This is a genomic window from Chryseobacterium sp. GVT01B (genome assembly GCF_019970045.1).
Lineage (GTDB): Bacteria > Bacteroidota > Bacteroidia > Flavobacteriales > Weeksellaceae > Chryseobacterium.
This window is the reverse complement of record NZ_JAHXYI010000009.1, coordinates 112,381-137,916: the sequence shown is the minus strand read 5'-3', so window position 1 is coordinate 137,916 and position 25,536 is coordinate 112,381. Positions and strand designations below refer to the sequence as shown.

Below are 25,536 nucleotides of genomic sequence, written 5' to 3'. Positions count from 1 at the left end.
GGAGACATTTTTTTATTCAATTTTACGGTATTTAAATCTGGGCTTGATTACTTTATTTAAAAATTGCCCTTTGGATCTTGCCTCCTTAAACTTTTCAATAATGTCGGACGGAACTTTAAGATAATCATAAACAGCTCCTGACTGATATATAATTCGTAATATTTCAGTATCCGGGAAATAAATGAAATGATGTACAACACTTGAAGGCATACTACAGTTCATACAAAAAATGTTCCTTGTCAGAAAAGAATAGAAGCTTCCGGAAATTCCGAAAGCTTCAAAGTTTTTTCTTGTTAAAATGATCTGTTATTTTTTCACGAATTTAAATTGATGAGTTTGAAAATTCCGGGTATTTATCTTTAATATATAACCGCCTGAAATAAGTTGTGAGACATCAATTTTTGAATCAAACATTTCAGATTTTATAAGGCGTCCATCCATGTTGTAAATTTGAACAGACAGCCCGTCATCAATACCGGAAATACGAATGAAATCTGTTACAGGATTTGGAAAAATCTGGATTTTATTTTTAGAAAGATCTGAAGTTCCCAATGTTGTAGTCTGTACGTCACCCGTCATGGTAGAATTTACTGCGGTAAGATTTCCACCGCATTGCCCGTTAGTCATTACAGTATTCTCAACCCATGTTCCAACGCTGTTGCCTGGAGGTATCGGAACAGAATTGTTTCCCATTGAATTATAATAAATCAGATAAGGAGTCGTAAAAGTTCCATTTCCTTCATCACCAAGAAATTCCCATCTGGTAAGGGTGTTGTTCCATTGGATTTTAAATTCACAGGTGCCTAATCCACTACAATCTTGCCCTCCATCAATAGGAGTAGTCATATAAATGTTCTTACTAAAAGCGTCCACTCCCGTTTTGTTAAACACATAAGTATTAGGCGGGCTATCAAACAGATTAGGACATCCGCTGAAAGTTATTGTCTGCGTAAAAGCTGAGCTTCCCATAGCAAGACATAGTACGTAAAGAATTTTCATAACTATTAATTTTGTGACGGAAATACTCCTGCCAATGCAATGATACATTTCAACGTGATGAAGGGAGGTCTGTTTTCATGAGGCTGATTTCCTCCTGTGTTTCCTACCATTGTGCTTTTCATTATGGTGTTAGCGGCTGCATCGGAATATTCCTTATCAAGAACTTTGGTGTCTGCCGGAAGATTATTTGTTGGAGAATTCTGATTTCCTTCCGCTGTTACGGCATTTACCGTGTGGTTATGGGCTGGCATTTGTGTTATCAATAGTGTTACACTTTCAGCTCCTCCGGTTTCTCCCATGCTATACGTAGTAGGGCCTCCCGGAGCCTGTCCGTTATGAACAAGTACTCTTCCTCTCATATCAGGTAAAGCAAATGTGGTTGTTCCATTCCCTCCGTAAGTGGTTCCTAGCAATGAAAAAAGTGCTTGATTTTGAGCGATAGGCAGGATCTGCCCATTACATTCTGCCCAGTATTTTGGTGCAAAATTATAAGGTACAAAGGCTATTTGCCCTAAAAATGGTTCTGATGCCTGTGCTTTTAAGGCAGGGGCAAATGCACTGCAGATCAGCAGTGTACATGCAAGAAATAAATTTTTCATGATGACAAGGTTTTAAGTAATATAAAATTAGAAAATATTTAATATATAATCAATGATAAAAACAAAAACCTTTCGTTAATTTAACGAAAGGTAGATTTTATTAATTAAATATTAGTTTTTTATAGATTTTTTCTCTAATTTTTAAATCGCTTAATAGTCAATGCAGAGGATCATTAATTTTTCAAATTATCCTTAAAATCTTCAATCCTGAAATCTGTCAGAGCATTTCCCTTTTCTATTTTCTCCTTGGAATACAATCTGAAATCATTTTCTGTTTTTTCTAAAAGATAATCATACGGCCCTATATGAGAAATTAATTTTACAAGAACCGGAGATATCTCAAGACATATAAATAATCCCATGATAAAAGCTGCTGCCAATCCTATAATTGCCGAATTTTTGCCCAGTTCATCCAATGCCTGAAGCCTTGCTGCAAATCCATTGAATTTATCCTCAAAAGTTTCTGTAGATTTTCTTTCGGTTTCAAGATTGGTATATACCTTGGATATTTCTTTATCCAGATATTCCAGTCTGGGAGCGGCTTGTTTTTGATAATTCTCAAGATCTTGTCTGCGCTGCTCTTTTAATTCCTGTTTACGTTTAGCATTCGGTCCGTAACCTTCTTTTCCGCTGGTTAAACCCGATTGTTTTCCCAGAATTTCCTTTTCAAGTTCTACTGATGCGGAATCATAGGCTTTCTGATACTGTGCTACTTTTCCTGAAATCTGTTGTTTTTCAGTTTCAAAGGGGCCGCTCTGTTGAAGAATCCTTCCACTCATTTCACCCTGAAGTTGTTTTTTATTCCTTTGAATAATTGTATTCAACTGCTTATTTACCTCTTTCTCGAAAATTTTAAGCTCTAATGGTTTTGAAATAATAATCCCTAAAAATGTAGCAAGGATAAGACGGGGAATAGCCATCAGAATCTGATTCCACCAGGTTCCTGTTTTTTTAATAGAAGAAACAATATAACGGTCAAGATTAAAGATCATCAGCCCCCAAAGAATTCCAAATCCTATGGAAGCCCAGATATTGTCGAATACCGTATACATGGCATAGCCTGCAGATAAAGTAGCGAATACTGCAGTAAAAAGTACAATCCCTCCAATCCCGGAAAATTTATTCCATTCGCTTGGGGTCTTTCTTAAGATATGGATGTTCCCGCCGGAACACACCATCAGAAATTTTTGGAACCAGTTTATTTTATGAGTCCCTTGATTTATAGTTTGTTGGTTTGTTTTCATAACTGAAAATTTATACAAAGGTAGTACTAAAAATCATACCAATGTAAAAGATAGTATTATGTTTTACCAAGTAATTGTGTGCGTTTTTGTAAAATATTGTTTTTTAGAGGTTTAAAACAGTACTTTGAAAGAATGCAAGAAAAGATCAAAATTATTTCAATCGATCCGGATTCTGCTTCAAAAAGCTTTCCCATCCGGAATACGATTTTGTATCCGTTATAGTTCCGGAATTAAAATGATGACATACCGCAACGGCAAGTCCATCGGAGGCATCCAGATATTTGGTAGGGAATTCTTTTAAATTAAGAAGATTCTGAAGCATCCCTGCTACCTGTTCTTTACTGGCATTTCCGTTTCCGGTGATGGCCATTTTGATTTTTTTCGGAGAATATTCGGTGATAGGAATATTTCTGTAAAGGCTGGCAGCCATGGCTACTCCCTGTGCACGGCCCAGTTTAAGCATACTCTGTACATTTTTTCCAAAGAAAGGAGCTTCAAGAGCAACTTCATCAGGATGAAACTCATCGATAAGAGACAGTGTTCTTTCAAAAATATATTTGAGCTTAGTTTCGTGATTGGGGTATTTTTTTAAGATCAGTTCATGGATAGAAACCATCTCCATTTTTCCTTTTTTTACGGAGATAATGCCAAACCCCATCACAGTTGTTCCCGGGTCAATACCTAAAATTATTTTCTCTGAAATCATTGCCTCAAAGATAGGACTTTCTAAGTTTTTTTAAGGGTGAAAAGTATTGGAAATGACTTTCATTTATATTTAAAACTTTAGTACCTTTAAACAAAAATGATTATGAAAAATGTATTTAATGTACTCATTGTTCCTGTTTTTCTGTTCTGTAGCTTTCAGAAAGAGAATGGATTAACACAAAAAAGGCAATCGCTTTCTGAAACTTTGACAAAAAAAAGCGATCGTATTATTTATTTGTTTTTCAAGGCAGATAAAGATCAATCCGGAAATGCAAAAGTTGCCCTTCAGAGCAGTAAAATTACAGATGGAAGATTGAAGCAAATCTCTTCTTTTGAAAGAAATGAAGCTCATAAAGGAGACTTTATTATTACGCTCACAGAGTCTAGTGGGAAAGAAATTGCCAGACAGCTTGTAAGAGATCCTTTTAACCCTGAATTGGAAGTATACGAAAAAGAAGGGATTTCCAGACATAAAGCCTCTCTTCAAAGCACAGAATTCAGTGCCCGCTTTTCCTATTCTGAAAATGTTCAGACGGTAAAGGTTGAAAAGGCAACTGATGATGGAGTACAGCTATTATTCACCAAAAAACTATAATTATGAAAAAAGTTTTATTATCCCTTTTAGTTGGAAGCAGCTGCTTTGCCCAGACATTCGATACAGTTCCGCTTTTACAGAACGGAGACAACAGCAAAAGGATTATTATTGCTGTTTTAGGAGACGGATTTACCGCTGCACAGCAAGCCGCTTTTACAACATCAGCTCAAAATACGGTCAATTATCTTTTTACAAAAAGCCCCTATACAGAATATAAAAATTACTTTAATGCTTATGCTGTAAAAGTAATTTCCACAGAATCAGGAGTGAAGCATCCAGGAACAGCAACAGATGTTACTGAGCCTGTAATCCCGGTTACCAATCCGAACAACTATCTCGGTTCTACTTTCGATGTTGGAGTTCACAGATGTATATATAGTAATACTACCAATAAAGTAGGACAAGTGCTGGCTGCTAATATTCCTGATTACGATATTACTTATATATTGGGGAATTCCACAGAATATGGAGGCTGTGGAGGAACGTATGCCTTTGCTTCATTAAATGGATCTTCAAATGAAATTGTGGTACATGAGCTAGGGCACTCTTTTGGTAAACTGGCAGATGAATATTGGTTCTCAGGTTCATTGGAATCTCCCAATAAAACACAGAATTCTAATCCTGCGACGATCAAATGGAAAAACTGGGTAGGATTAAATGGGGTAGGGGTATATGCTCATGCTGAAAGCCCTAGCTGGTTCCGTCCGCATCAGAGTTGTGAGATGAGGTATCTTAACCAGCAGTTCTGCTCCGTATGTAAAGAGGCAATTATCGAAAAAATTCATAGTTTAGTATCCCCTATAGATTCCTATACACCTGCCAATAATACTACAGTAGATGCTACATCTAATGTCACTTTTACAGCTACTGAAATTCTTCCCAATCCTAATACTTTAGTCAACACCTGGATATTGAATGGAACAACACTTGGCTCAACAGGCAGCAGTGTTACCATTACTCCTGCGCAGCTGAACAATGGAAATAATACCTTAACATTGTCCGTAGTAGATAATAATCCGCTTTTGAAAGTTGATAACCATAGTACTCTGCATGTTACTACTGTTTCCTGGACTCTGAGTAAATCTACTCTTAAACTTTCAGAAGTTAAAGCTGAAGAAAGACGTTTCAGTGTTTATCCGAACCCTACAGACGGAGAATTTTTCATTAAAGGGAAACAGGATTTTTCAAAAGATGTAAAAGTAGAAATCTATGATACTTCCGGAAAACTGATCCCATCCAGATTTGAATTAAAAGATGCCGGAATTAAGATCGATATTAAAAACTTTCCGACAGGCACGTATCTGTTGAATGTGAAAGAAAACAAAAATCTGATTCTCTCTCAGAAGATCATAAAAGAATAAATTGAAAACCGGCTCCAGCAGCCGGTTTTATTTTTCCAGTTTTCTCTCTGCTATAGGTACCCATTGTCCATCGTGACGGAGAAGGATTATTTTATCAACTAAGAATTTAGTTTTGTATTCCTTTGTTTCATATTTTTCCCAGGCTTTAAGATAATTTTCCCAACTCAGATCTCTGAATCCTACAGTCACATGAGGACTAAAAGAATACGGGACAAAATTAAAGTACTCTTTTACCCTATGATAGAGCTCAGTTAAATGAATATTTTCTTTTGGATGGATATAGAGTACAGGATTTTTAGGATTAGCAAAGCTTCCAAAACCATCCAGTTCTACTTCAAAAGGCATGATTTCCGTATTGATCTTCTGAAAAGCAACATGAATATCATTCTCCAGTTCAATTTCTCTGGAAAAGGGAGGAAATAATGTAATATGGGCTTCATTTTTCAGAGCTTTTGAATTGGCATAATTCGTTGCCAGGTCTTCTTTAAATATTTTTATTTCTTCAATAATCTCCTGAGAAGGATAAATCGCTATGAAGTACATTTTTTTCATAAAGCAAATTAAAATTTTTTATATTAAATTTATATACATAAGAAAATTATGCATATGTTTGCAAGGTATAAATCATTCTATGAAAAAGAATAGTCTTTATAAAGGTACCCTGCAGAATATTATTTTGAAGCTTCTTTCCAAAGAAGTTAAAATGTATGGATATCAGATTACCCAAAGGGCGAAAGAGCTTACGGAAGGTGAGCTTGAAATGACGGAAGGAGCACTCTATCCATTGCTGCACAAACTGGAGAGTGACGGAATGATTATTTCTGAAATTCAGAAGATCAATGGAAGAGACCGTAAGTATTATCTGCTGACTGAAAAAGGAAAAACACAACAGGCAGAAAAAGAAACTGAGATGAAAAGTTACTTATTAAACCTACAAACCATATTCAATTTATGATAACCGGAGAACAGGAAAATAAAATTACAGATTATCTGATCGCTCAGCAGATTTCATTGGATATTCTGGTAGAAATCAGGGATCATATGATCAGTCAGATTTCAGATCTTCAGAATAAGGAGAATATAAGTTTCGAGGATGCTTTTTTAAAGACAAAAGAATCCTGGAAGGGAGAATTTAAGTTAGTTAATTATCTGCTGTTTTATCCAACAGCAATCCCTTTGATTGCTAAAAGAATTATACAGGAAAAATATGCCGGACTTTTCAGAAAATCTTTAATGATAGGAATGCTGGCTTTTGGTATTAACTTATTGTTGATATTTGTCGCAAGAAATCAAGACGATTATAATCTGTTTTTCAAACTGCTTAACGGATCTTTTTTATTGGGCTCAATATTGATATTAGCTTTTAATTATAAGATCTGGAAATACCTGAAAGCGGATTTTAAATATAAAGGGAAAAGCCTTTATACAATGTATCAGCAGAATATCGGATTGATGATAGTTTGTACTTTTTCAATGGCCCAGGTTGTTATGAAAAACGGGAATTATGCTTATCAGTTTTTAAGAGAAAATAATCATACTGAAATTTTTTCGACTTTAGTGACCGTGATTTTTCCGTTTATATTGCAGACGGCACTTGTTTTTGCTGTATTCAATTTTATGGAACACAAAAAGAATTTGCTGAAAATGCAGGAATTCCTTAAACCCGCATAAATAATACACCATTCAACTAGTGTTGTGATCTAAGCTGTATAAGAGTATTCTCCAGATGATCGGTGATCTTTTTTACTTCAATATGAGGTCTGAAGATTACTCCTTTCCCTTTTTCTTCATCGGCAATATTAGACAGGATAATCACGGATGTTTTCGTGTCCGGATAATAGATGTTTAGTGAAGGAGAGCCTTTTATGTAACCGCTGTGGAAATAAGAGTTGGGTTTCCCGATATTAAGCATGATACCATAAGCGTAGCCCATTTTTCCAAAGATTGCATGACGTCTTTCTGCACTTTTTGCCATGAATAGCTTCAGGGTTTCCAGCTTTAAAATTTTTCCGCCATACAAAGTGTTGTTCCACGAGTGAAGGTCCTGAATGGTAGATAATATTCCGCCAGCCGGAGTTCCTATTTCTCCACCGCCTAATCTTTTCGGCATGTTGGGAACTTCCTGAAATTTAGCAGGAGTACCCAAATAAGCACTGGCAAAATTATTTCCTTTAAAAGTTTCTCCCGTTGAAGAATGTAGCATTCCTGCTTTTTTAAAGAGTTCCTGAACATTTTCAGCATAGGACTTTCCGGAAACTTTTTCCACAATCTTTCCAAGAGTATTGAATCCATCATTGGAGTAGAAGAAGTCGGAACCGCTCTTGAACATCAGCTTTCCTCCCACCATATTCAATCCTGAAGTATGATTTAATAACTGATGAATCGTAATGTTTTCATATTCTTTACCCTGGAATTCCTTCAGGTATTTTGAAACTTTATCTGTCACATTCAGTTTTCCCTGTTCCATTTGGAGTAAAACCAAAACAGCTGTAAACTGCTTGCTTACCGAACCTATGGCGAAAATAGTATTGCTGTCAATTTTAGTTTTCTTTTTAAAATCAGAATATCCGTTTTCTCTTCTGTAAAGAGGAATGGTGTCCTTAAAAACGGCAATGCTTCCATTGAAATGGTACTTTTTAAAAGTAGAATCAATCTGTTGTTCTAAAATTGTTTTCTGAAAAGCTGCAATAGTAGAATCAACAATTGCTTTTTTATCAACGGGAGAGGCTTTTGGAGCTTCAGTAGTTGTACAGGAAAATAAAAAGCAGAATAGGGCCAGGAATACTAAATTTTTGATCACAGGTGTTGTATTTTTAAATGATGGTTGTTACTCTTAAAGATACTAAAATATCCAAGAGCATTAAGGGATGCAAATTACGTGCTAGGAAGGGTTTTGAATCAATTTTATCTGGATTTAATGGATTCTTTAGTACACATTTAATACATTTGATATAGAAAATGTATTACAAAGTATGAATGAACACTTGAAAAATGATTCAGCAAACATCAGAAATCTGCTGAATATCATCAAAGAACAGGGAACAGATTACCTGAACTCTATTGAAGAAAGATCAACATCAGTAATCAATAATAATATACCAGAAAAGCAGGAGCTTCCGGAATCAGGATTCGGAACAGAAGAAACTTTAAGGATTTTTAATGAAAAATTTGAGCCCATCATGGTTGGATCCGGAGGGCCGAGATATTGGGGATTTGTAACGGGGGGCGCTACACCGGCATCAATAGCTGGGGATTGGCTGACGACGGTTTATGATCAGAATCCCCAGTCTGTAACAGAGCAGGGAGATGCTTCCGCAAAAATAGAGATGGAAACCATACAGCTTTTACTGAAACTTCTTCAGCTTCCGGAAAACTTTCTGGGAGGTTTTGTATCGGGAGCTACGATGTCTAATTTTACCTGTTTGGCCGTTGGTCGTCAATGGCTGGGAAAAGAGCAGGGAAGAGATATTGCGAAAGAAGGCGTTTCCGGAACAGTAAAGGTACTTACGGCTACACCTCACTCATCTTCTATAAAATCATTGTCACTATTAGGACTTGGCAGTGGTAATATTGTTAAGATTAAAACGGAAGAAGGCAACCGTGAAGCAATCCATATCAAAGATCTGGAAGAAAATATTCTGAAGCTTAATGGTGAGCCATTTATATTGATTTCAAGTGGAGGAACGGTAAATACGGTTGATTTTGATGATTTTAAAGCGATCGGCAGATTAAAAGAAAAATATAATTTCTGGTGGCACATTGATGCCGCTTTCGGTGGTTTTGCGGCTTGTTCGGAAACGCATCAACACCTTGTGGAGGGCTGGGAATATGCCGACAGTATTACAGTAGATTGCCACAAATGGCTGAATGTTCCTTATGAAAGTGCAGTGTTTTTGATTAAAGAGCAATATAAAATTTTACAAGTAGAAACTTTTCAGAACTCCAATGCTCCTTATCTGGGCGATCCGTTGGAAAATTTCAGCTATTTAAATTTCCTTCCTGAAAACTCAAGGAGATTAAAGGCTCTTCCGGCTTGGTTTTCTCTCATGGCATATGGGAAGAAAGGTTACCAGGAGATTGTAGATAATAATATAGCATGGGCACAACAGTTTGGTCAGCTGATTGAGAGTAGTCATGATTTTAAACTGCTGGCTCCGGTAAGATTGAATACGGTCTGCTTTACATTAAAAGATGATACAAAACAGGATGAGGTAGGACAATTTCTTGAAAAGCTTAATAATACTGGAAAAGTCTTTATGACACCTACTTTGTATAATCAGTATAAAGGAATGAGAGCTGCCTTTGTAAACTGGATGACCAGTGAAAAAGATATCAGACAGGTATTTGATCTCATGAATGAAATCATTGCTGAAATAAAATAATATATTGAAAAGCCTGTGGATTAATATTCACAGGCTTATTTTATCAGCAGATCACAAAACCAGAAAACATATTCGCTGTCTTCTTCTTCAGGAGTTGTTTTAGGTTTAGGATACGTCTTTTTGACGGTTTCCCCGATTCCAAATTGAACCGGATTTTTGAAAATAGGCCCATCAAAAGTAAAGGTGTGAAATTCTCCGTTTTCTCCACATGGATCTACATTCTCAGGAAGATCATCAATAAATTTCTGATCAATAATCCGTCCTGCAAAACTTTTATCAAGATAAGTTCCGTTCACACAGGTTACAATGGTTTTAAAACCAAGATCTAAAAATTCATGGATGAGGTTGGATGTATTTTGTTTCCACAGGGGAAATATGGCTTTCATACCAATCGCATTTAATTGGTCTTCCCTGTATTTTCGCAGATCTTCCAGGAAAATATCACCGAAAACAGAATGGGTAATACCCTGAGCTTGAATTCCAGTCATTGTTGTACTCATGATTTGTTGATACTCTTCCATTGATGGCTCTTTAGGAAGCTCCATTTTAATCAATGGAATTCCAAGACTTTCGGCCTGTTTTTCCAACAGAGAAACATGAACTCCATGCATGGAAATCCTTTGGAATTCTTCATTAATACTTGTAAGCAGTGTAGAAATCTCATATTGATCTTCCTGTAGTATTTTATAAAGGGCAAGCGCAGAATCCTTTCCGCTGCTCCAGTTGAATAAAGCTTTTGGTTTCATTTTGAAAATAAAAATCTCCCAAAAATAAGGAGATTTTATGGCTTAATAATTTTTGTTTTGAATTTCTTTGATTGGAATAAATCCACCATTGAAGTAATCAATCTTCATTTCAAAAGGATAGGCCGGATTGCTCATGATTAAAACACCAATTGCTCCAAAAAATGCAGCTCCGGTTACCATCATGCTTCCTGCATTGGGATTTGACCTTATTTTTCCGATAAAATAGTAATCATTATCTCTTTTTATTGCCTTCGTAAAAAGGTTTTCTATGGAAAGGTAGATATATGGCTCTCCTTTATAGACAATAGCATAAATATCGCCTTTTTTGATTTCCTTTTCTTTGCCATCTGCCATTTCATAGATTCTTACAATTTTGTGAGCATTTCCGTAGAATTTGACATTTGTAATTTCTTGGTCAGGCTGCTGATTTTTTAAAGCGTTGTAATTTCTATATACTCCGTCCTTCAGCTGAGGTGAATTGTAAAAACTGATTGACTGCTTGGCTGTATCATCAAAGGTCATTACTTGTTCCATCGTATAATGATTGTTTGTTTCAGGCTTTTTAGATGCATTTTTACTGATGAAATCTACGAGCATTTCACTTCCTTTTTCTAGCGTTTTTGTGGTAACATCTGTTGCTTTGATATCAATTACTGTATCAGTTTGATCTATCAAAGAGTAGGTCCCATCATTATTTTTTGAAAATAGAAATCCCTGAAAATAGCAGTATCCATGCTCACTGAGTTTGGCAGTAACCTCCGCAAAGTATAATTGTTTCAGGTACAGAACCATTGTTCCTTCTTCGGTATCATCTCCATTGATGCTGTTCAGTATATTTTGGAATTGGCTTGATATGCTGGACGTGGGAATTACCTTAGCCTTGGCATTCAGCATTCCCTGCTGTACAATTCCTAAAGAAGTGGTATCTTCTCTTTTATCAATAAGTTTTATCGTTTTATAATAGCTTTTCTCCAGCTTATGGGTGGGAAGACTTATGGTAAATGGTTCGGTACGTTTCTGGCTCCATAAAGTAGAAGTAAGACAAATGATGACTAAGAATAGGATTTTCTCAAAATTAGTTTTCACGATTATCTTTTTCATTGTTAATTAGTTTTAAAATTAAAAATACAAAAAAACCTCAAAGAAATCCTTTGAGGTTTGATTTATAAAAAAATGTAGGTCCAATTAAGGATTACATGTTTCTTCTGTACTTACCACCCACTTCAAATAAAGCATTGGTAATTTGTCCTAAAGAACAGTATTTCACTGCATCCATCATCACTTCAAATAAGTTTTGCTGGTTGATAGCTGCATGTTGAAGTTGTTTCAGAGCTTCTTCAGATCTGCTGTCATTCGCTTTTTGGAAATTGTGCAGAGATTCAATCTGTGCTTGTTTTTCCTCTTCTGTAGAACGGATAACTTCTCCTGGTAAAACAGTTGGTGAACCGTCTTTTCCTAAGAAAGTATTCACTCCGATGATCGGATATTCACCTGTATGTTTTAGCCATTCGTAATGCATAGATTCTTCCTGGATTTTTGAACGCTGGTACATTGTTTCCATGGCGCCAAGAACACCACCTCTTTCAGTGATTCTGTCAAATTCCGTGTATACAGCTTCTTCCACAAGATCTGTTAATTCTTCAATGATAAATGATCCCTGAAGCGGATTCTCATTTTTAGCTAATCCTAATTCTTTATTGATAATTAACTGGATTGCCATCGCTCTTCTTACCGATTGCTCAGTAGGAGTCGTGATTGCCTCGTCATAGGCATTGGTATGAAGTGAGTTACAGTTATCATAGATCGCATAAAGCGCCTGAAGAGTTGTTCTGATGTCATTGAAATCAATTTCCTGAGCGTGAAGAGAACGTCCGGAAGTCTGGATGTGGTATTTCAGCATCTGGCTTCTTTCGTCAGCTCCGTATTTTAATTTCATAGCTTTTGCCCAGATTCTTCTTGCTACACGTCCGATTACTGAATACTCAGGGTCGATACCGTTGGAAAAGAAGAAAGATAAGTTTGGTGCAAAATCATTGATGTCCATTCCACGGCTTAAGTAATATTCCACATAAGTGAAGCCGTTGGCCAGTGTAAATGCTAATTGAGAAACAGGGTTTGCTCCTGCTTCAGCAATATGATATCCCGAAATGGACACAGAATAGAAGTTTCTTACCTTCTCTCTGATGAAATATTCCTGAACGTCACCCATTAGTCTAAGGGCAAATTCAGTAGAGAAAATACAGGTATTCTGAGCCTGGTCTTCTTTTAAGATGTCAGCCTGAACGGTACCACGAACGGTAGCAATTGTTTTAGCTTTAATTTCTGCGTATACATCTGCAGGAATTACTTCATCACCCGTTAATCCTAAAAGCTGTAATCCTAACCCATTATTGGATGGAGGAAGTTCACCTTTGTATTTAGGCCTTTCTAAACCTTTGTCATCAAATTTCTCTTTAAGTTTGGCCTCTACTTTAGCTTCTAAACCATTTTCTTTGATATATTTTTCAACATTCTGATCGATGGCTGCATTCATAAAGAAAGCCAGTAGCATTGGTGCAGGACCATTGATGGTCATAGAAACTGAAGTCAGTGCATTCACCAGATCAAATCCGGAATACAGTTTTTTAGCATCATCCAAGGTTGCGATAGAAACCCCTGCATTTCCGATTTTACCATAAATATCCGGTGGTAAAGCAGGATCCTGTCCGTATAGCGTTACAGAGTCAAAAGCTGTAGATAAACGTTTTGCAGGCATTTCTGCAGAAACATAATGGAATCTTCTGTTTGTTCTTTCAGGACCTCCCTCTCCTGCAAACATCCTTGTCGGATCTTCACCGGTTCTCTTGAACGGATAAATTCCTGCAGTGTAAGGGAAGCTTCCCGGAAGGTTTTCCTGTCCTTTCCATTTGATCAGATCACCCCAGTCAGTGTATTTTGGTAATGCAATTTTTGGAATTCTCAAATGGGATAAAGATTCTGTGGAAGTTTCCACCTTGATCTCTTTTCCTCTTACAAAATAAGAGTAGAATTCTGCCTGGAAAGCTTTTTTCGTATCATCCCAGGTGTTCAGGAAGTCTATATTTTCCTGTTGAAGATGTTTTTCTGCCTTTTGATATTCAGCATCCAAAATCTCATTGGAAATTATTTTTTTTACGCCTTCAATATGATACATTGTTCTGGCCAGTTCAGCCTGTTTTTCAATATTGATGTCGTATTGTTTATTGTTTTCAACGATTTCAGAAAGGTAACGAACTCTTTTCGGAGGGATAATTGTTACTTCGTCTGTAATTTCCTGTTCTACGAAAGCGTTTAGTTTTAATTCAGCAAATTTTTCGTTTACTTTAGAAACTAATCTGTTGTATAGTTCTGTTGTTCCGTGGTCATTAAACTGAGATGCTTTTGTAGCATATACAGGCATGTCTTCCAATGGACTTTCCCATAGAAGGTGGTTTCTCTGGAACTGTTTTCTCACTGCCTGAAGAGCATCCAGAGCACCTCTTTTGTCAGATTTGTTTAATGCTACGAGATCCGCGTAGTCTAACATGTCGATTTTTTCCAGCTGTGTAGACGCTCCGTATTCAGGAGTCATTACATACATAGAAACATCGGCAAAATCTGATACTTCCGAACCAGACTGTCCGATCCCTGAAGTTTCAAGGATGATGACATCAGGATGAGCCAGCTTCAACACGTTCAATGCAGAATGAATGAATGGTGAAACGGAAACGTTATTTTCTCTGGTGGCCATAGAACGCATATAAACTCTAGGATCGTTGATTGCGTTCATACGGATTCTGTCTCCTAATAAAGCTCCTCCGGTTTTCTTTTTGGAAGGGTCAATAGAAATAATGGCGATTTTTTTATCAGTATTTGAACGTAAGAAACGTCTTACCAATTCATCTGTTAAAGAAGATTTACCAGCTCCTCCGGTACCTGTAATACCAATAATTGGAATGGTTAAATCTTTAGACTTTTCGTCAATCGCTTTTACAAGCTCAGGTTTTTCTTCTGAGAAGTTTTCAACAGCAGAGATAATGCTGGCGATACTTGTTGAGTTTTCAAAGCTGATGGTATCCAGGTCTTTTGCAGTTACTTCTTTACCTGTCGCAAAATCTGATCTGTGTACAAGATCGTCAATCATTCCCTGAAGTCCAAGTTCACGGCCGTCATCCGGAGAATAAATTCTATCGATTCCATAAGACATCAGGTCCTTGATCTCTTCCGGAAGAATTACACCGCCACCGCCGCCAAAAATTTTGATCTGTGGTGAATTTTTTTCTCTCAAAAGGTCATAGATATATTTGAAATATTCTGTGTGACCTCCCTGATATGAAGTTAATGCAATAGCATTGGCATCTTCCTGGATTGCTGTATTTACAACTTCCTCTGCTGATTTATCGTGTCCTAAATGGATCACTTCGCATCCTGTTCCCTGAATAACACGACGCATAATATTGATCGCAGCATCATGCCCATCAAATAATGAGGCAGCAGTTACGATTCTTACCTTGTTGGTTGGAGTATATTTTTGGGTTTCCATAAAAATTCTAGAAAGTTTCTAAGTTTTCAAATATAACAATAAAAAAAGAACCGGGTGTTTGATTTTATTCTTTTGATTGTCAATTGATTAATTGGATTTATTTAATTATATATCCCCTTTTTGGATTGGATACCCGGAAAGTTGTGAACCCACAGAGTTAAAACAAGTTGCAGTGACTTCGTTTTCCAGGACACTCATCTTTACATTCTCAAATTAAATTCTCTACTTTTGCAGAATATTTTTTACAGACATGCAAAAAGCTTTGATGTACTTCGGATTAGGAACCGTAATTAGCTTCCTGATCAATTATTTCTTTTTAAGTTCAGAGAATATCGGACTTGATATTTATTATGCTGTTGCCTTTGGTTCTGCCTGGGGGCTTGCTTATTACCTGGATACACCCAATTTTTCACTGCCTAAGAAATTAGGACTGTCATTTGTAGGAATGGGAATTCTTGTTCTGGCAGGAACTTTAATTTTTAATCTTGAATTGGCAATTCCGTCTATCCTGAAATTTTCTACCGTTTTCGTTGCCTATTATTTATTTGCAAGCTTCAGAGGAAATAAATCCCTTAGAAATTAGTGAAGCATAATAAAACTTAGGTACATCAATACCATAAACATCAGGAGTAATCCGATATAGTTGATAATAAATAGTAGCAATCCTTTTAGTATACTCGTTCTTTTTTTTGTTTCATATACTCTGTGGTGGGCAACAAAGAAATAGATCGTCATATAGGCAGATAGTCCTAAACAGGCTAAGACATATAATAGGGTAAGCCAATTACTGTCCGGCAGATAGCTTACTATCTTTTCTCCCACTATAAATATCAATATTCCTAATAAAAGGAAAGAGAAGTAGTGAAGGGTAAATATACCGTGATCAAAGTACCACCATTTCTTTTTGTTGTGAAACAGCCATAAAAAGAATGCGAATATGGGAAGATATACAAATAATGCTTTGGGAATTGTATGAATAAAGTTTTCCTTATATTTTTCCCAAATCTGATGTTTACTGTATCCTTCGTCTTTTAAAGCAAATCCTTTCTTGGCAATTGGTCTCATTAATGTATAAATCCCTGTTTTGTCTTTTGCAAGAATAGAATCGTACTGTTTCAGAGTATTAGCATTCATAAGAGATGCTTCTTTAGTATCAAATGTACGGTCAAAGAGTTCCTTTTTTGCTTCAACATCTTTTATCTTTAAAGTATCTGCAGCTTTTAGAGTATCCAGCGCTTTCTGAGTAGCCGCTGCAGCTTCATGAGATAAAACTCCTTCTTTTTGCAAATCTTTTACAATGTCTTTGGGGAGTTCTTTCTGTTTTTTTGACTTTGTTTCTACTTTATTATGGCTGGGTCTTTCTGCTTCCTCTTTCGCGTGAGGTAAGATGTTAGGTAGAAAGAATGTAATGAAGCTTATGAATATATACAGCTTTACAGGAGCAACATACAGTTGTCTTTTACCTGCCAGATATTCTTTGGTAAGGGTCCCCGGACGGGTAAACAGATATTGCATGGTTTTCCAGAACTGTCCGTCATAATGGGTGAAATCCTCAATAAAATGAGTAAAGAGAAAATGAAAGGGTTGTCTGCTTTCAATGTTTTCTTGTCCGCAGTGGGGGCAAAACCTTTCATCAACCTGATGTCCGCAGTTCAGGCAGGTTTTATCATCTCTTAGTTTTCCGTGGCTCATGAATTATGGAATATGATTAACGCAAATATAATTATTTCAATGAAACTGTAATTATATTAATGTGTTTTGCGGAAATCTTTAAAGTAAACTTAATAAAAGAAAGAGTTGAGGGAATAAACTCTTTGCTGTTTCATTTGTGTTTCTAGAATCTTCCAGGCGTTTTTTTTCATCGCGACAACAATTTACAAGATACATGCCAAAATTATAATAGTGTTAAAATCTATTGATATAGGGGTGTGTAGACCCGATTATATAGATAAAATAAAATATGTTTTTGGGTTACAAAAATAATTTGTACCTTTGCACACCCTTTTAGGGGTAAATTATGTTTAATCTTTAACTAAAACGTGTGAATACATTAAGTTACAAAACTGTTTCAGCGAACAAAGCTACTGCGAATAAAGAATGGGTTGTGGTAGACGCTGAAGGACAGCCGTTAGGTAGATTAGCTTCTACGGTTGCAAAGATTTTGAGAGGTAAGCACAAAACGAACTTTACACCTCACGTAGATTGTGGTGATAACGTGATCGTTTTGAATGCTGGGAAAATTACACTTTCCGGAAACAAGTGGGCTGATAAGACTTATATCTGGCATACAGGATACCCTGGTGGACAGAAGTCTATGACTGCGGCTGAACTTCAAAAGAAAGATTCTTTAAAGGTATTAGAGAAGTCTGTAAAAGGTATGTTACCTAAAAACAGATTAGGAGCTGCTATCCTTAAGAACCTTTATTTATATGAAGGAACTGAGCACAAACATGAAGCTCAACAGCCTAAAACAATTAATGTTAACGAATTTAAATAATTAATTATGTCTATAGTTCACAAAATCGGAAGAAGAAAAACTTCTGTAGCAAGAGTTTATGTAAGACCAGGTTCTGGTGTTATTACAGTAAACGGTAAAGATGCTAAAGAATATTTCTCTACAGACGTGATGGTTTACAAATTAAACCAACCGTTTATCCTTTCTGAGACTGTTGGTCAGTATGACGTTACCGTAAACGTATTCGGTGGTGGTAATACAGGTCAGGCAGAAGCTATCAGATTAGGTATTTCAAGAGCTTTATGCGAAATCAACGCTGAATTCAGATTAGCATTGAAACCAGCTGGTTTACTTACAAGAGACGCAAGAATGGTGGAAAGAAAGAAGCCAGGTCAGAAAAAAGCAAGAAAGAGATTCCAATTCTCAAAACGTTAATTTTCAGACTTCAGATTCAAGATCTCAGATTTCAGAATTTTTTCGGTCTGTTGTCTTTTATCTAAAATCTATTTATCTAAACAAAAAAATTGCCCGTTACGTTTAGCATCCAAACGCTTCTCCCATCTAAAGAAGTTGTTGATTGTTTAAAAGACGGAAAGTAAACTAACAAAAACAGAAAACATGGCAAAAGCAAATGTAAAAGACCTTTTAGAGGCTGGCGTACACTTCGGTCACATGACTAGAAAGTGGAACCCAAATATGGCTCCATACATTTTTATGGAGAAAAACGGTATTCACATTGTAGACTTACATAAAACAGCAGTTAAATTAGATGAAGCTTGCAGCGCTTTAGAAAAATTAACTTCTGCAGGTAAAAAAGTTCTTTTCGTAGCTACTAAGAAGCAAGCGAAAGAAGTTGTTGCAAAACACGCTTCTGAACTTAATATGCCTTATATTACAGAAAGATGGCCAGGAGGTATGTTAACGAATTTCGTTACTATCAGAAAGGCTGTAAAGAAGATGAATGCTATCGACAAAATGAAAAAAGACGGTACGTTCGAAACTTTATCTAAAAAAGAAAGATTACAAGTTGACAGACAAAGAGCTAACTTAGAAAAGAACTTAGGTTCTATCTCTGACATGGTTCGTCTTCCTTCTGCAATCTTTGTTGTAGATATCTTGAGAGAACACATCGCTGTAACTGAAGCTAAGAAATTAGGTATTCCAGTTTTCGGTATTGTTGATACAAACTCTGACCCTAGAAAAGTTGACTTCGTTATCCCAGGAAACGATGATGCTTCTAAATCTATCGATATGATCTTGAGCATTGTTTCAGAATCTATCAAAGAAGGTCAGTCTCAAAGAAAAGCTGATAAAGAAAAATCTAAAGAAGAAGGAGAAGTAGTATCTGCTGATAAAGATGCTGACTTCGATGCAGAATAATTAAAGATTTTCTTTAATATAGGAAAAACGCTGGATTTTGGTCCAGCGTTTTTTTATTGTTCATACTAAGGTTTTTTAGGGCATACCATAAGGTCAGGCAGATTAGGGTCGGTACTAGGAATAATTACTCCAATTCTGCATACACCGCTGCAACACATTTCTCCGAGCTCCATGCTACAGCCGTCTATACAGCTTCTGTATCCTCCTTTGATGGTTCTTAGCTCATTTCTTGAGACTTTTTTTAAATTTTTCATGGTTTTAGTTTTAGTTTTTTCCTACTCTATATGCTTTTCGGATACCGCAATTATGTATTTCTAAATATATGGAATTATTTGAATGTATAAGTGGTTAAAAAATAAAAAGTTATGTTCTATATAATTGAAGAACACTAAATATTATTCAATTGTTTTCTGTATTTATATTTAATTTTTTTATCATTTTTTATTTATTTAATGGTATTTGTGGCATTTATTTGATTTTTGTGCCGTTAAGATTGTTTTTTTGTGATGGGTTTTTCATTTTTGAAGACTAAAAAATGAAAATATGAAAAAACAATTATTTTTAAGTGTTGCATTGACACTAAGTTCATTATGTATTGCTCAGCATTATCTTAAATCCGAGTATGTTGATACAAAGAGAGTTAATGGTTCAGGAATGATTAGGTTTATTTCATTTAAACCAGAATCTAAAATTCCTTTAGAAAATACTGAAAGTTTGCTTAAGGAAATTACAAAACTGGATGGAACAATCAACACTCTGAAGAAAATAAAATCTGAAACTGATCTTTGGGGAGGGCAGCATGATTTCTATAAACAATATTTCAACGAAGTAGAAGTAGCTCATAAATCTTATACAATTCATTCAAAAAATGGATTTATTACTTCTATGAACGGGGATTTTAGCCCAATAGACATTCCATCCGGAAAGTCATCAATTAAAAGTCCTGATGAAATTTACAAAATTGGATTGGCTCAATTAGGAAACAGCTACCAATTACCTGATGAGTTTAAAGATAAAACTCCTTATAATACCTTGGTTGTTCTGGCTAAAGATATTTCAGGTACAGCAGATCGGTTTGCTTATGTATTTAGTCTTGTCTCAATAAAACCTGGTGATGTTGAAAAGATTTATATAGATGCAGTTACAGGAGATGTTCTGAAAAAAGAAGGGATTCTTAAGACACATCAAGCAAAAACCACAGTATTAAATAAAGAACAAACAGACTATATTAGTAATCTGGCAGAATTAAATAAAAAGCAGGAAATTTCTTCATCCAGAACTGTTATACCTTTTTTTACCCAAGGTACAGCCCAGACAAGATATAGTGGTTCCCGACAAATAGAAACATTACAAGCTGCAAATGGCTATGAATTAAATGATAGCTCCAGATTTGTTAAAACTTTAAATTATACAGGAGGAGAAGCTACTAATCTTCTTTTTGCGACCTTGTTTTTGGGGCCTGACCTGGCAGAATCATCAGCTACAAAATACATAGACACAGATAACAATTGGACAAGTGCTGAGTATGCGGCAACGAAAGATGATGGAGCTCTGGAAACACATTGGGCATTTTCCAAAGTCTATGATTTTTTTAAGACCGAATATAACAGAAACGGATTTGATAATCAGAATTCACAGGTAAGATCTTTCATTCATCCGACTATTAGCGGTACACCTTATAATGCTGCGTGGGTAAGTTTAGCTACTTTAAATCCTAGCTTTTCCGGAGGTTATATGTTCATTGGTAATGGTGGTCAGCCTAACACATCATTGAATTTTGATATTGTAACAGGACTTGATGTTGATGCTCATGAATTTGGTCATGGTGTGGATACGGCATTTGGAAATCTTGTATATGAAAGAGAGTCCGGAGCCTTAGATGAGGGATTTGCAGATATTTGGGGAGCAACAGTGGAAGCTAAAATGGCACCGGAAAAGCAAAGATGGGTCATGGGTGAAGATTTTGTACTGTCTCAACCGGATGGAGTAAGATCTTTTGTTAATCCTAAATTATTTAACCAACCTGATACTTATTTGGGACAATATTGGAAAGATGCCACCACTACGGGGTGTGCAACACCTGATAGCACGAATGATAAATGTGGTGTTCATACTAATTCCGGAGTGTTAAATCACTGGTATTATTTATTGACAGAAGGGGGATCAGGGACTAATGATAATGGCTATTCTTATAATGTTTCCGGAATAGGTATAAAGAAAGCAGCAGATCTTGTGTATTCTACACAGGCAAGCTATGTGCAATCACAGTCTGTTTATGCGGATGTACGGGATTTTACAATCCAGGAAGCAGGTATATTGTATGGGGCAAACTCTCCAGAGGTTTTAGCAGTAAAGGCAGCATGGTGCGCCGTAGGTGTTACAACCGGAGGAGAATGTGTTAATAACACTTTGTCTGTAAATGAAGCTAAAAGTATACCGATTTTCAGTATATATCCTAACCCGGTAAGCCATGAGCTGAATATAATTTCGTCTTCAAAACTGGAAGTGAATAAACTGCAATATAAAATTAATAATATGGCCGGTCAGCTGATACAGGAAGGGAATGTATCAAATAATAAAGTAAATGTATCTGTGCTGCCAAAAGGTACTTATGTTTTTTCTATTGATGGAAAAGGAACTTATAAGTTTATAAAAAATTAAATGATAGAATAAGAGATAGAATATAATGCAAAAAGAAGCTCCATCTAAATTGATGGAGCTTTTATATTATTGTGAAAGTTTTATAGAATAGGAAGTGGTTATAAACTTTGTAGACTGGTAAGATGAATTACAAAGCATACCGGATAATCTGTAATTCTGATTTTTAGGAACCATTGTGTAGCCTATCTTTCCTGCCCCTATAGGAATCTTTTTAAAGAACCCGTTCCCGCTTACGGTAAGAACCATATTGCACGGAGATTTGTTTTCTACGGAAATAGATGTTCTGGGATTAGCAGGGTCATCATTATTCAAAAGATCGTTAAGAACTTCCGCTGTTTCCGGTTTATAGGTCTTTATAAGTTCACTATATTCTCTTTCCGTATTGGCTCTGTTACCTGAATTGCTGGTAGAGGATGGGTAGGAGGTTCTTCCCGGATAGCTGCCATAATTTACATTACAGCTGGCAAGGACAACTGAGATCCCGGCAAAAACTAATAGTTTTTTCATACTAGTTTACTTTTTGGTTTTTCTTTTTTTCGAAGACTTCTTTACTTTAGAAGGTTCCTTTTTGGCAGGTTTTGCTTCAATTTCAGGGAGTCTCGAATTATCAATCGTTACAAATATACTTTTTTTAATGTCTTTCCGGGAGATGTATTTCATATCGCAGATATTACTGCTGAGCGTATATGAGCCCTTATTGATCACAATAAAGTTTTCTCCGTGAGCAGGAACAGCAAGGTTGTAATAATCTTTTCCTTCAACCCTCAGTACAATATTGCAATCTGAATTATTTTTGAATAAGAGTATCGCTTCCTTTCGCGTAATATCTTCATTGAACATTGCATTCAGAAGTTTCACTGTTTTTTCTTTATGCTCAGCAGAAGTTTCAGCAATGAGTTTTTTAAACTCCTCAGCATCATCTGAATGAGGGTTTCTCATGATGCTTTTAGGAATATCGGAGATAATAGGCCTTGCTTCCATAGGCTTGGCGGTACGGGCTCCTTTAGTCCATTCTGCGTTTTTTAAAGCGATAAGCTTAGGTTTCAGCACGCTTTTTTTCGGATCATCCGGATGGGTATTCTTAATATACTCTTCAATTTCTTTAATATCAACGCTTTTCAGGATGTCATTACTACCTTTCTTCTGAGCGGATATCAAGTTGGGGAACAGAAATGTGAAGAATAAAAAGAAAACAGTTAAAAGTTTTTTTTTCATCAATTGTTATTTTTATTTCATCAGCTTATCCGGAATTTAATGTAAGTAATTGTTTTTCCTTTTGCTGAGAAAAGTTCTTCATAATAGGTTTTGATATCTCTAAGGTGTTCGGTATCAGGATTATATTCCGGCGCTCCGTAGATATCATGATGAGCGCTAATAATTTCATAGCCGGCTCCCTGCAAATACCCCAGTGTATACCCATGTAAAAACTCTGAATCGGTTTTTAAATGAATAATACCGCCAGGTTTCAGAAACTTTTTATATCGGTTTAAGAAATCAGGATGGGTCAATCTGTGTTTTGTTCTTCTGTATTTGATTTGTGGATCCGGGAACGTAATCCAGATTTCATCTACTTCATTTTCAGCAAAAAAGTGATCAACAAGTTCGATCTGTGATCTCAGAAAAGCGACATTAGTCATGTTGTTATCTACCGCTTCTTTAGCACCAAACCAAAATCTTGCCCCCTTAATATCAATTCCGATAAAGTTTTTTTCAGGAAATGTTTTTGCCAGTCCTACAGAATATTCTCCTTTTCCACAACCTAATTCCAATACAATCGGATTGTCATTTTTAAAGAAACTTTCTCTCCATTTTCCTTTCAGTTCGAAACCTTGTAAGGCATCCTCCCTTGTAGGTTGGATTACATTTGGTAATATTTTGTTTTCTGCAAATCTTGCTAATTTATTCTTGCCCATTGAGTTATAAAATGAGTGCAAAAATAGTGAAAATTTATGGAGAATCTCTGCCTTTTGGAGGTAAAAGACAGAGAGATAATCCGTTTATGATTGAGGTTATTGACTTCCTAAAGCCACCATAATAGGTCTTTGTATTGTCTTTTGTGAGGCATATTGTGCTCCGCAAACCAAACTGGTGAAAAGATACTGGCCCTTTTCTATAACAATGGAGCCTTCTCCCTGGGCCGGAACAGCAAGTCTGTATTTGGTAGTTCCTACACCCTCCATTCTTACAATGATATTACAGTCAGATTTATTTTGAATCAGAACTATGCATTCTTTAGCATTTGGGTCATTATCAAATAAAGAGTTGAGGATTTTTACAGTTTTATTTTTGTGTTCTATGGGAGAAACTGCCATAAGCATATTAAATTCTTCAGCTTCTGCATTGGGAATTGCCGTATTGGCTGCAGCATTTACAACAAATGTATTTTGGGCAGTACTTGGTGTATAAACGGTAGTAGGCTGTTTTGCTGCCAGTTCCGCCTTATATTTTGCTATCTGTTTCTGTTTGATGATAGCATTCATTTCATCAAAAGTGATCTTTGTGGAAGGTCTTCTCCTCAGCATGGCAAGCATTTCCTGCATGTCTTTTACTTTCTGATCGGCAGGATGAGCATTTTTAATGTATTCTTTCATCATTTCCATTACCCTTGGTTTCAGAACAGACCTCCGGGGATCATCAGGATGGGCATCTCTTAAGAAAGCATTGATCTCGTAGATATTATTACTTTTCAGAATATTACTATAGTCTTTCCCTTTTTTTTGAGCAGACATAGTAAAGAAAAACATACAGCAAAGAAGTAAAAGTACTTGTTTCATTAATTAATATTAAGTTTAAAAAATAGGTGCTTCTCTTTTAATTTGCGTTTTGGGTCGGTTAGTTTTTATTTGGATAACGAAATACCAGTGTTTTTATTTTAAACACTTGTTTGTGAGATAAAATTAAACATATTTTTGAATATTGAAGAATGATATGCAATAAAAGTTGAATAATCTGCATTGGATACAGTGTGGAAGGGAGATTCCACGGGATTTATGTTTATTTCAAAAAAAATAATCCATGTGAAGGACATGGATTATTTTATCTATATTGGGAGTCATTTCTCTAATTATTGCTTACAACTTCCTGAAGATGTGAGCTTCTAAGTCTCTTCTGATAGATTGGCAGATATTTTTCAATAGGAACTTTTACGGCTTCAAAGTTTCCGGCTAATACATAAGCCTGAATATTTTCAGAAGTATAAACGAATTGAAGGAAGTTATCAATTAAATTCTCAGGAATTTTAAACCTTGTAAAATAATCTTTCCCCAGATAGTTTTTGATCTGTGCAACAGAACTGTTCATTCTTTCGTAGGCCTGATAACGTTGTTTTTTCTTTCTCTCCCCGGAAAGGATATCATAGATACTTTCAAGACTGAAGGTAAGACCGCCATCTCGTAATCCGGCAACAGGAAGTTCAGGAGGAGTTCCGTCACCTTTTGGTTCAGGAAGCCCGATTACTTTCTTAAGAGCATATGCCTTATCTTCTTTTCTTAAAGAATTGACATCATACCGAAGGTTTCCGGTAGGTTTGAACCTGCTGAGTACAATTTCCTGAATCTCATAGTAAGCAATTTTAAGCTCAACCAGATTTTTTTGTACCATGGATTGAGGAGTTAGCTTAATATCTTTTCTTTCAGTAACAATAGAGGTAAACCGGATTACATCTCCGGTATTGGCAGGGATATTAAAATTACCATTATAGTCCGTAAGAACGGTTTTCTGGGTGTTCAGGTTTGTGACATATACCTGATTGAGATATAAAATAGAGTTGTCTCTCAGAAATACCTCCCCGGAATATATTTGAGCATTAATTTTTGCCAGAAAAACCAATAGCAGTAGAGTAAACAGTTTCTTCATATAATGCGCAAAAT

At 36.0% G+C, this 25,536-nt stretch carries 27 protein-coding genes; 10 read left to right on the top strand and 17 right to left on the bottom strand.

Annotated features, from left to right (window positions below):
* Positions 1–12: 12 nt before the first annotated feature.
* From LC457_RS20850 to ruvC, 5 genes are all read right to left on the bottom strand, one after another.
* Entirely contained in the window at positions 13–210 is a 198-nt protein-coding gene (locus LC457_RS20850; RefSeq protein WP_223601583.1) for a KTSC domain-containing protein, read from the bottom strand.
* A gap of 96 nt (positions 211–306) precedes the next feature.
* Positions 307–999: a T9SS type A sorting domain-containing protein gene (locus LC457_RS20845; RefSeq protein ID WP_223601555.1), complete on the bottom strand. Its 693-nt coding sequence runs from the start codon at positions 997–999 to the stop codon at positions 307–309.
* A gap of 5 nt (positions 1,000–1,004) precedes the next feature.
* Positions 1,005–1,598: a phage tail protein gene (locus tag LC457_RS20840; protein ID WP_223601554.1), complete on the bottom strand. Its 594-nt coding sequence runs from the start codon at positions 1,596–1,598 to the stop codon at positions 1,005–1,007.
* Between the two features lie 173 nt (positions 1,599–1,771).
* A complete protein-coding gene (locus LC457_RS20835; protein ID WP_223601553.1) occupies positions 1,772–2,842 on the bottom strand; it encodes a DUF4407 domain-containing protein in 1,071 nt (356 codons plus the stop codon).
* Positions 2,843–2,993: 151 nt separating this feature from the next.
* Positions 2,994–3,548, bottom strand: coding sequence for a crossover junction endodeoxyribonuclease RuvC (gene ruvC / locus LC457_RS20830; RefSeq protein WP_047424950.1), 555 nt, complete (start codon positions 3,546–3,548; stop codon positions 2,994–2,996).
* Positions 3,549–3,650: 102 nt separating this feature from the next.
* Here ruvC and LC457_RS20825 point away from each other — a divergent pair, with 102 nt between their 5' ends.
* Positions 3,651–4,142 (top strand): hypothetical protein, encoded by a 492-nt coding sequence (locus LC457_RS20825; protein WP_223601552.1) that lies wholly within the window; start codon positions 3,651–3,653, stop codon positions 4,140–4,142.
* A gap of 2 nt (positions 4,143–4,144) precedes the next feature.
* On the top strand, positions 4,145–5,503 hold the full coding sequence (locus LC457_RS20820; protein WP_223601551.1) for a M64 family metallopeptidase: 1,359 nt from the start codon (positions 4,145–4,147) through the stop codon (positions 5,501–5,503).
* 27 nt (positions 5,504–5,530) lie between these two features.
* Here LC457_RS20820 and LC457_RS20815 read toward each other — a convergent pair whose 3' ends face one another.
* Complete coding sequence (locus LC457_RS20815; protein ID WP_223601550.1) at positions 5,531–6,055, bottom strand: 2'-5' RNA ligase family protein; 525 nt, start codon at positions 6,053–6,055, stop codon at positions 5,531–5,533.
* 79 nt (positions 6,056–6,134) lie between these two features.
* Here LC457_RS20815 and LC457_RS20810 point away from each other — a divergent pair, with 79 nt between their 5' ends.
* Both LC457_RS20810 and LC457_RS20805 read left to right on the top strand, forming a co-directional pair.
* Positions 6,135–6,458: a PadR family transcriptional regulator gene (locus LC457_RS20810; protein ID WP_142719194.1), complete on the top strand. Its 324-nt coding sequence runs from the start codon at positions 6,135–6,137 to the stop codon at positions 6,456–6,458.
* Positions 6,455–7,174, top strand: a complete 720-nt coding sequence (locus tag LC457_RS20805; protein WP_223601549.1) for a hypothetical protein — start codon at positions 6,455–6,457, stop codon at positions 7,172–7,174. Before LC457_RS20810 ends, LC457_RS20805 begins: the two co-directional genes overlap by 4 nt.
* A 16-nt stretch (positions 7,175–7,190) precedes the next feature.
* Here the strand turns inward: LC457_RS20805 and LC457_RS20800 are convergent, their stop codons facing one another.
* The gene (locus LC457_RS20800; RefSeq protein WP_223601548.1) at positions 7,191–8,303 is read right to left on the bottom strand and encodes a serine hydrolase; all 1,113 of its coding nucleotides are present in this window, start codon (positions 8,301–8,303) and stop codon (positions 7,191–7,193) included.
* A gap of 172 nt (positions 8,304–8,475) precedes the next feature.
* Between LC457_RS20800 and LC457_RS20795 the strand changes: the two genes are divergently transcribed.
* A complete protein-coding gene (locus tag LC457_RS20795) occupies positions 8,476–9,885 on the top strand; it encodes a pyridoxal-dependent decarboxylase (RefSeq protein WP_223601547.1) in 1,410 nt (469 codons plus the stop codon).
* 35 nt (positions 9,886–9,920) lie between these two features.
* Here LC457_RS20795 and LC457_RS20790 read toward each other — a convergent pair whose 3' ends face one another.
* The 3 genes from LC457_RS20790 to LC457_RS20780 form a co-directional block, all read right to left on the bottom strand.
* On the bottom strand, positions 9,921–10,631 hold the full coding sequence (locus LC457_RS20790; RefSeq protein ID WP_223601546.1) for a diphthine--ammonia ligase: 711 nt from the start codon (positions 10,629–10,631) through the stop codon (positions 9,921–9,923).
* A 42-nt stretch (positions 10,632–10,673) separates the two neighbouring features.
* Positions 10,674–11,732, bottom strand: coding sequence for a hypothetical protein (locus LC457_RS20785; protein WP_223601545.1), 1,059 nt, complete (start codon positions 11,730–11,732; stop codon positions 10,674–10,676).
* A gap of 91 nt (positions 11,733–11,823) precedes the next feature.
* Positions 11,824–15,171, bottom strand: coding sequence for a methylmalonyl-CoA mutase family protein (locus tag LC457_RS20780; RefSeq protein ID WP_223601544.1), 3,348 nt, complete (start codon positions 15,169–15,171; stop codon positions 11,824–11,826).
* Between the two features lie 250 nt (positions 15,172–15,421).
* Here LC457_RS20780 and LC457_RS20775 point away from each other — a divergent pair, with 250 nt between their 5' ends.
* Complete coding sequence (locus LC457_RS20775) at positions 15,422–15,754, top strand: hypothetical protein (protein ID WP_047424972.1); 333 nt, start codon at positions 15,422–15,424, stop codon at positions 15,752–15,754.
* On the opposite strand, the gene LC457_RS20770 is transcribed toward LC457_RS20775, so the two are convergent.
* Positions 15,751–16,863 (bottom strand): DUF3667 domain-containing protein, encoded by a 1,113-nt coding sequence (locus tag LC457_RS20770; protein WP_223601543.1) that lies wholly within the window; start codon positions 16,861–16,863, stop codon positions 15,751–15,753. The genes LC457_RS20775 and LC457_RS20770 overlap by 4 nt on opposite strands.
* A 349-nt stretch (positions 16,864–17,212) precedes the next feature.
* Here LC457_RS20770 and rplM point away from each other — a divergent pair, with 349 nt between their 5' ends.
* The 3 genes from rplM (at position 17,213) to rpsB (ending at position 19,006) form a co-directional block, all read left to right on the top strand.
* Positions 17,213–17,668 carry a 50S ribosomal protein L13 gene (gene rplM, locus LC457_RS20765; RefSeq protein ID WP_027375420.1) on the top strand — a complete coding sequence of 152 codons (456 nt, stop codon included), beginning with the start codon at positions 17,213–17,215 and terminating at the stop codon, positions 17,666–17,668.
* Between the two features lie 6 nt (positions 17,669–17,674).
* Complete coding sequence (gene rpsI / locus LC457_RS20760) at positions 17,675–18,061, top strand: 30S ribosomal protein S9 (protein ID WP_047385930.1); 387 nt, start codon at positions 17,675–17,677, stop codon at positions 18,059–18,061.
* A 183-nt stretch (positions 18,062–18,244) separates the two neighbouring features.
* Positions 18,245–19,006, top strand: coding sequence for a 30S ribosomal protein S2 (rpsB, locus tag LC457_RS20755; RefSeq protein WP_047373581.1), 762 nt, complete (start codon positions 18,245–18,247; stop codon positions 19,004–19,006).
* A gap of 65 nt (positions 19,007–19,071) precedes the next feature.
* Here rpsB and LC457_RS20750 read toward each other — a convergent pair whose 3' ends face one another.
* The gene (locus tag LC457_RS20750) at positions 19,072–19,260 is read right to left on the bottom strand and encodes a hypothetical protein (protein ID WP_223601542.1); all 189 of its coding nucleotides are present in this window, start codon (positions 19,258–19,260) and stop codon (positions 19,072–19,074) included.
* A gap of 289 nt (positions 19,261–19,549) precedes the next feature.
* Here LC457_RS20750 and LC457_RS20745 point away from each other — a divergent pair, with 289 nt between their 5' ends.
* Complete coding sequence (locus LC457_RS20745; protein ID WP_223601541.1) at positions 19,550–21,667, top strand: M4 family metallopeptidase; 2,118 nt, start codon at positions 19,550–19,552, stop codon at positions 21,665–21,667.
* Positions 21,668–21,733: 66 nt separating this feature from the next.
* Here LC457_RS20745 and LC457_RS20740 read toward each other — a convergent pair whose 3' ends face one another.
* The 5 genes from LC457_RS20740 to LC457_RS20720 all read right to left on the bottom strand — a co-directional run bounded on the left by LC457_RS20740 (position 21,734) and on the right by LC457_RS20720 (position 25,522).
* Complete coding sequence (locus tag LC457_RS20740; RefSeq protein ID WP_223601540.1) at positions 21,734–22,174, bottom strand: DUF6759 domain-containing protein; 441 nt, start codon at positions 22,172–22,174, stop codon at positions 21,734–21,736.
* Positions 22,175–22,180: 6 nt separating this feature from the next.
* Positions 22,181–22,882: a DUF6759 domain-containing protein gene (locus LC457_RS20735; RefSeq protein WP_223601539.1), complete on the bottom strand. Its 702-nt coding sequence runs from the start codon at positions 22,880–22,882 to the stop codon at positions 22,181–22,183.
* Between the two features lie 20 nt (positions 22,883–22,902).
* A complete protein-coding gene (gene trmB, locus LC457_RS20730; protein ID WP_223601538.1) occupies positions 22,903–23,580 on the bottom strand; it encodes a tRNA (guanosine(46)-N7)-methyltransferase TrmB in 678 nt (225 codons plus the stop codon).
* Positions 23,581–23,676: 96 nt separating this feature from the next.
* Positions 23,677–24,441, bottom strand: a complete 765-nt coding sequence (locus LC457_RS20725; RefSeq protein ID WP_223601537.1) for a DUF6759 domain-containing protein — start codon at positions 24,439–24,441, stop codon at positions 23,677–23,679.
* Positions 24,442–24,727: 286 nt separating this feature from the next.
* Positions 24,728–25,522 (bottom strand): hypothetical protein, encoded by a 795-nt coding sequence (locus LC457_RS20720; RefSeq protein WP_223601536.1) that lies wholly within the window; start codon positions 25,520–25,522, stop codon positions 24,728–24,730.
* Positions 25,523–25,536: the final 14 nt, after the last annotated feature.

Coding starts and splice junctions, on each gene's coding strand:
- rpsI (WP_047385930.1), top strand. CDS start 17,675: ATGTCTATAGTTCACAAAATCGGAAGAAGAAAAACTTCTGTAGCAAGA.
- ruvC (WP_047424950.1), bottom strand. CDS start 3,548: ATGATTTCAGAGAAAATAATTTTAGGTATTGACCCGGGAACAACTGTG.
- LC457_RS20810 (WP_142719194.1), top strand. CDS start 6,135: ATGAAAAAGAATAGTCTTTATAAAGGTACCCTGCAGAATATTATTTTG.
- LC457_RS20745 (WP_223601541.1), top strand. CDS start 19,550: ATGAAAAAACAATTATTTTTAAGTGTTGCATTGACACTAAGTTCATTA.
- LC457_RS20825 (WP_223601552.1), top strand. CDS start 3,651: ATGAAAAATGTATTTAATGTACTCATTGTTCCTGTTTTTCTGTTCTGT.
- LC457_RS20720 (WP_223601536.1), bottom strand. CDS start 25,522: ATGAAGAAACTGTTTACTCTACTGCTATTGGTTTTTCTGGCAAAAATT.
- LC457_RS20725 (WP_223601537.1), bottom strand. CDS start 24,441: ATGAAACAAGTACTTTTACTTCTTTGCTGTATGTTTTTCTTTACTATG.
- LC457_RS20735 (WP_223601539.1), bottom strand. CDS start 22,882: ATGAAAAAAAAACTTTTAACTGTTTTCTTTTTATTCTTCACATTTCTG.
- LC457_RS20750 (WP_223601542.1), bottom strand. CDS start 19,260: ATGAAAAATTTAAAAAAAGTCTCAAGAAATGAGCTAAGAACCATCAAA.
- LC457_RS20775 (WP_047424972.1), top strand. CDS start 15,422: ATGCAAAAAGCTTTGATGTACTTCGGATTAGGAACCGTAATTAGCTTC.
- trmB (WP_223601538.1), bottom strand. CDS start 23,580: ATGGGCAAGAATAAATTAGCAAGATTTGCAGAAAACAAAATATTACCA.
- LC457_RS20820 (WP_223601551.1), top strand. CDS start 4,145: ATGAAAAAAGTTTTATTATCCCTTTTAGTTGGAAGCAGCTGCTTTGCC.
- rpsB (WP_047373581.1), top strand. CDS start 18,245: ATGGCAAAAGCAAATGTAAAAGACCTTTTAGAGGCTGGCGTACACTTC.
- LC457_RS20850 (WP_223601583.1), bottom strand. CDS start 210: ATGCCTTCAAGTGTTGTACATCATTTCATTTATTTCCCGGATACTGAA.
- LC457_RS20785 (WP_223601545.1), bottom strand. CDS start 11,732: ATGAAAAAGATAATCGTGAAAACTAATTTTGAGAAAATCCTATTCTTA.
- LC457_RS20795 (WP_223601547.1), top strand. CDS start 8,476: ATGAATGAACACTTGAAAAATGATTCAGCAAACATCAGAAATCTGCTG.
- LC457_RS20805 (WP_223601549.1), top strand. CDS start 6,455: ATGATAACCGGAGAACAGGAAAATAAAATTACAGATTATCTGATCGCT.
- LC457_RS20740 (WP_223601540.1), bottom strand. CDS start 22,174: ATGAAAAAACTATTAGTTTTTGCCGGGATCTCAGTTGTCCTTGCCAGC.
- LC457_RS20780 (WP_223601544.1), bottom strand. CDS start 15,171: ATGGAAACCCAAAAATATACTCCAACCAACAAGGTAAGAATCGTAACT.
- LC457_RS20770 (WP_223601543.1), bottom strand. CDS start 16,863: ATGAGCCACGGAAAACTAAGAGATGATAAAACCTGCCTGAACTGCGGA.
- LC457_RS20815 (WP_223601550.1), bottom strand. CDS start 6,055: ATGAAAAAAATGTACTTCATAGCGATTTATCCTTCTCAGGAGATTATT.
- LC457_RS20790 (WP_223601546.1), bottom strand. CDS start 10,631: ATGAAACCAAAAGCTTTATTCAACTGGAGCAGCGGAAAGGATTCTGCG.
- LC457_RS20845 (WP_223601555.1), bottom strand. CDS start 999: ATGAAAATTCTTTACGTACTATGTCTTGCTATGGGAAGCTCAGCTTTT.
- LC457_RS20835 (WP_223601553.1), bottom strand. CDS start 2,842: ATGAAAACAAACCAACAAACTATAAATCAAGGGACTCATAAAATAAAC.
- LC457_RS20840 (WP_223601554.1), bottom strand. CDS start 1,598: ATGAAAAATTTATTTCTTGCATGTACACTGCTGATCTGCAGTGCATTT.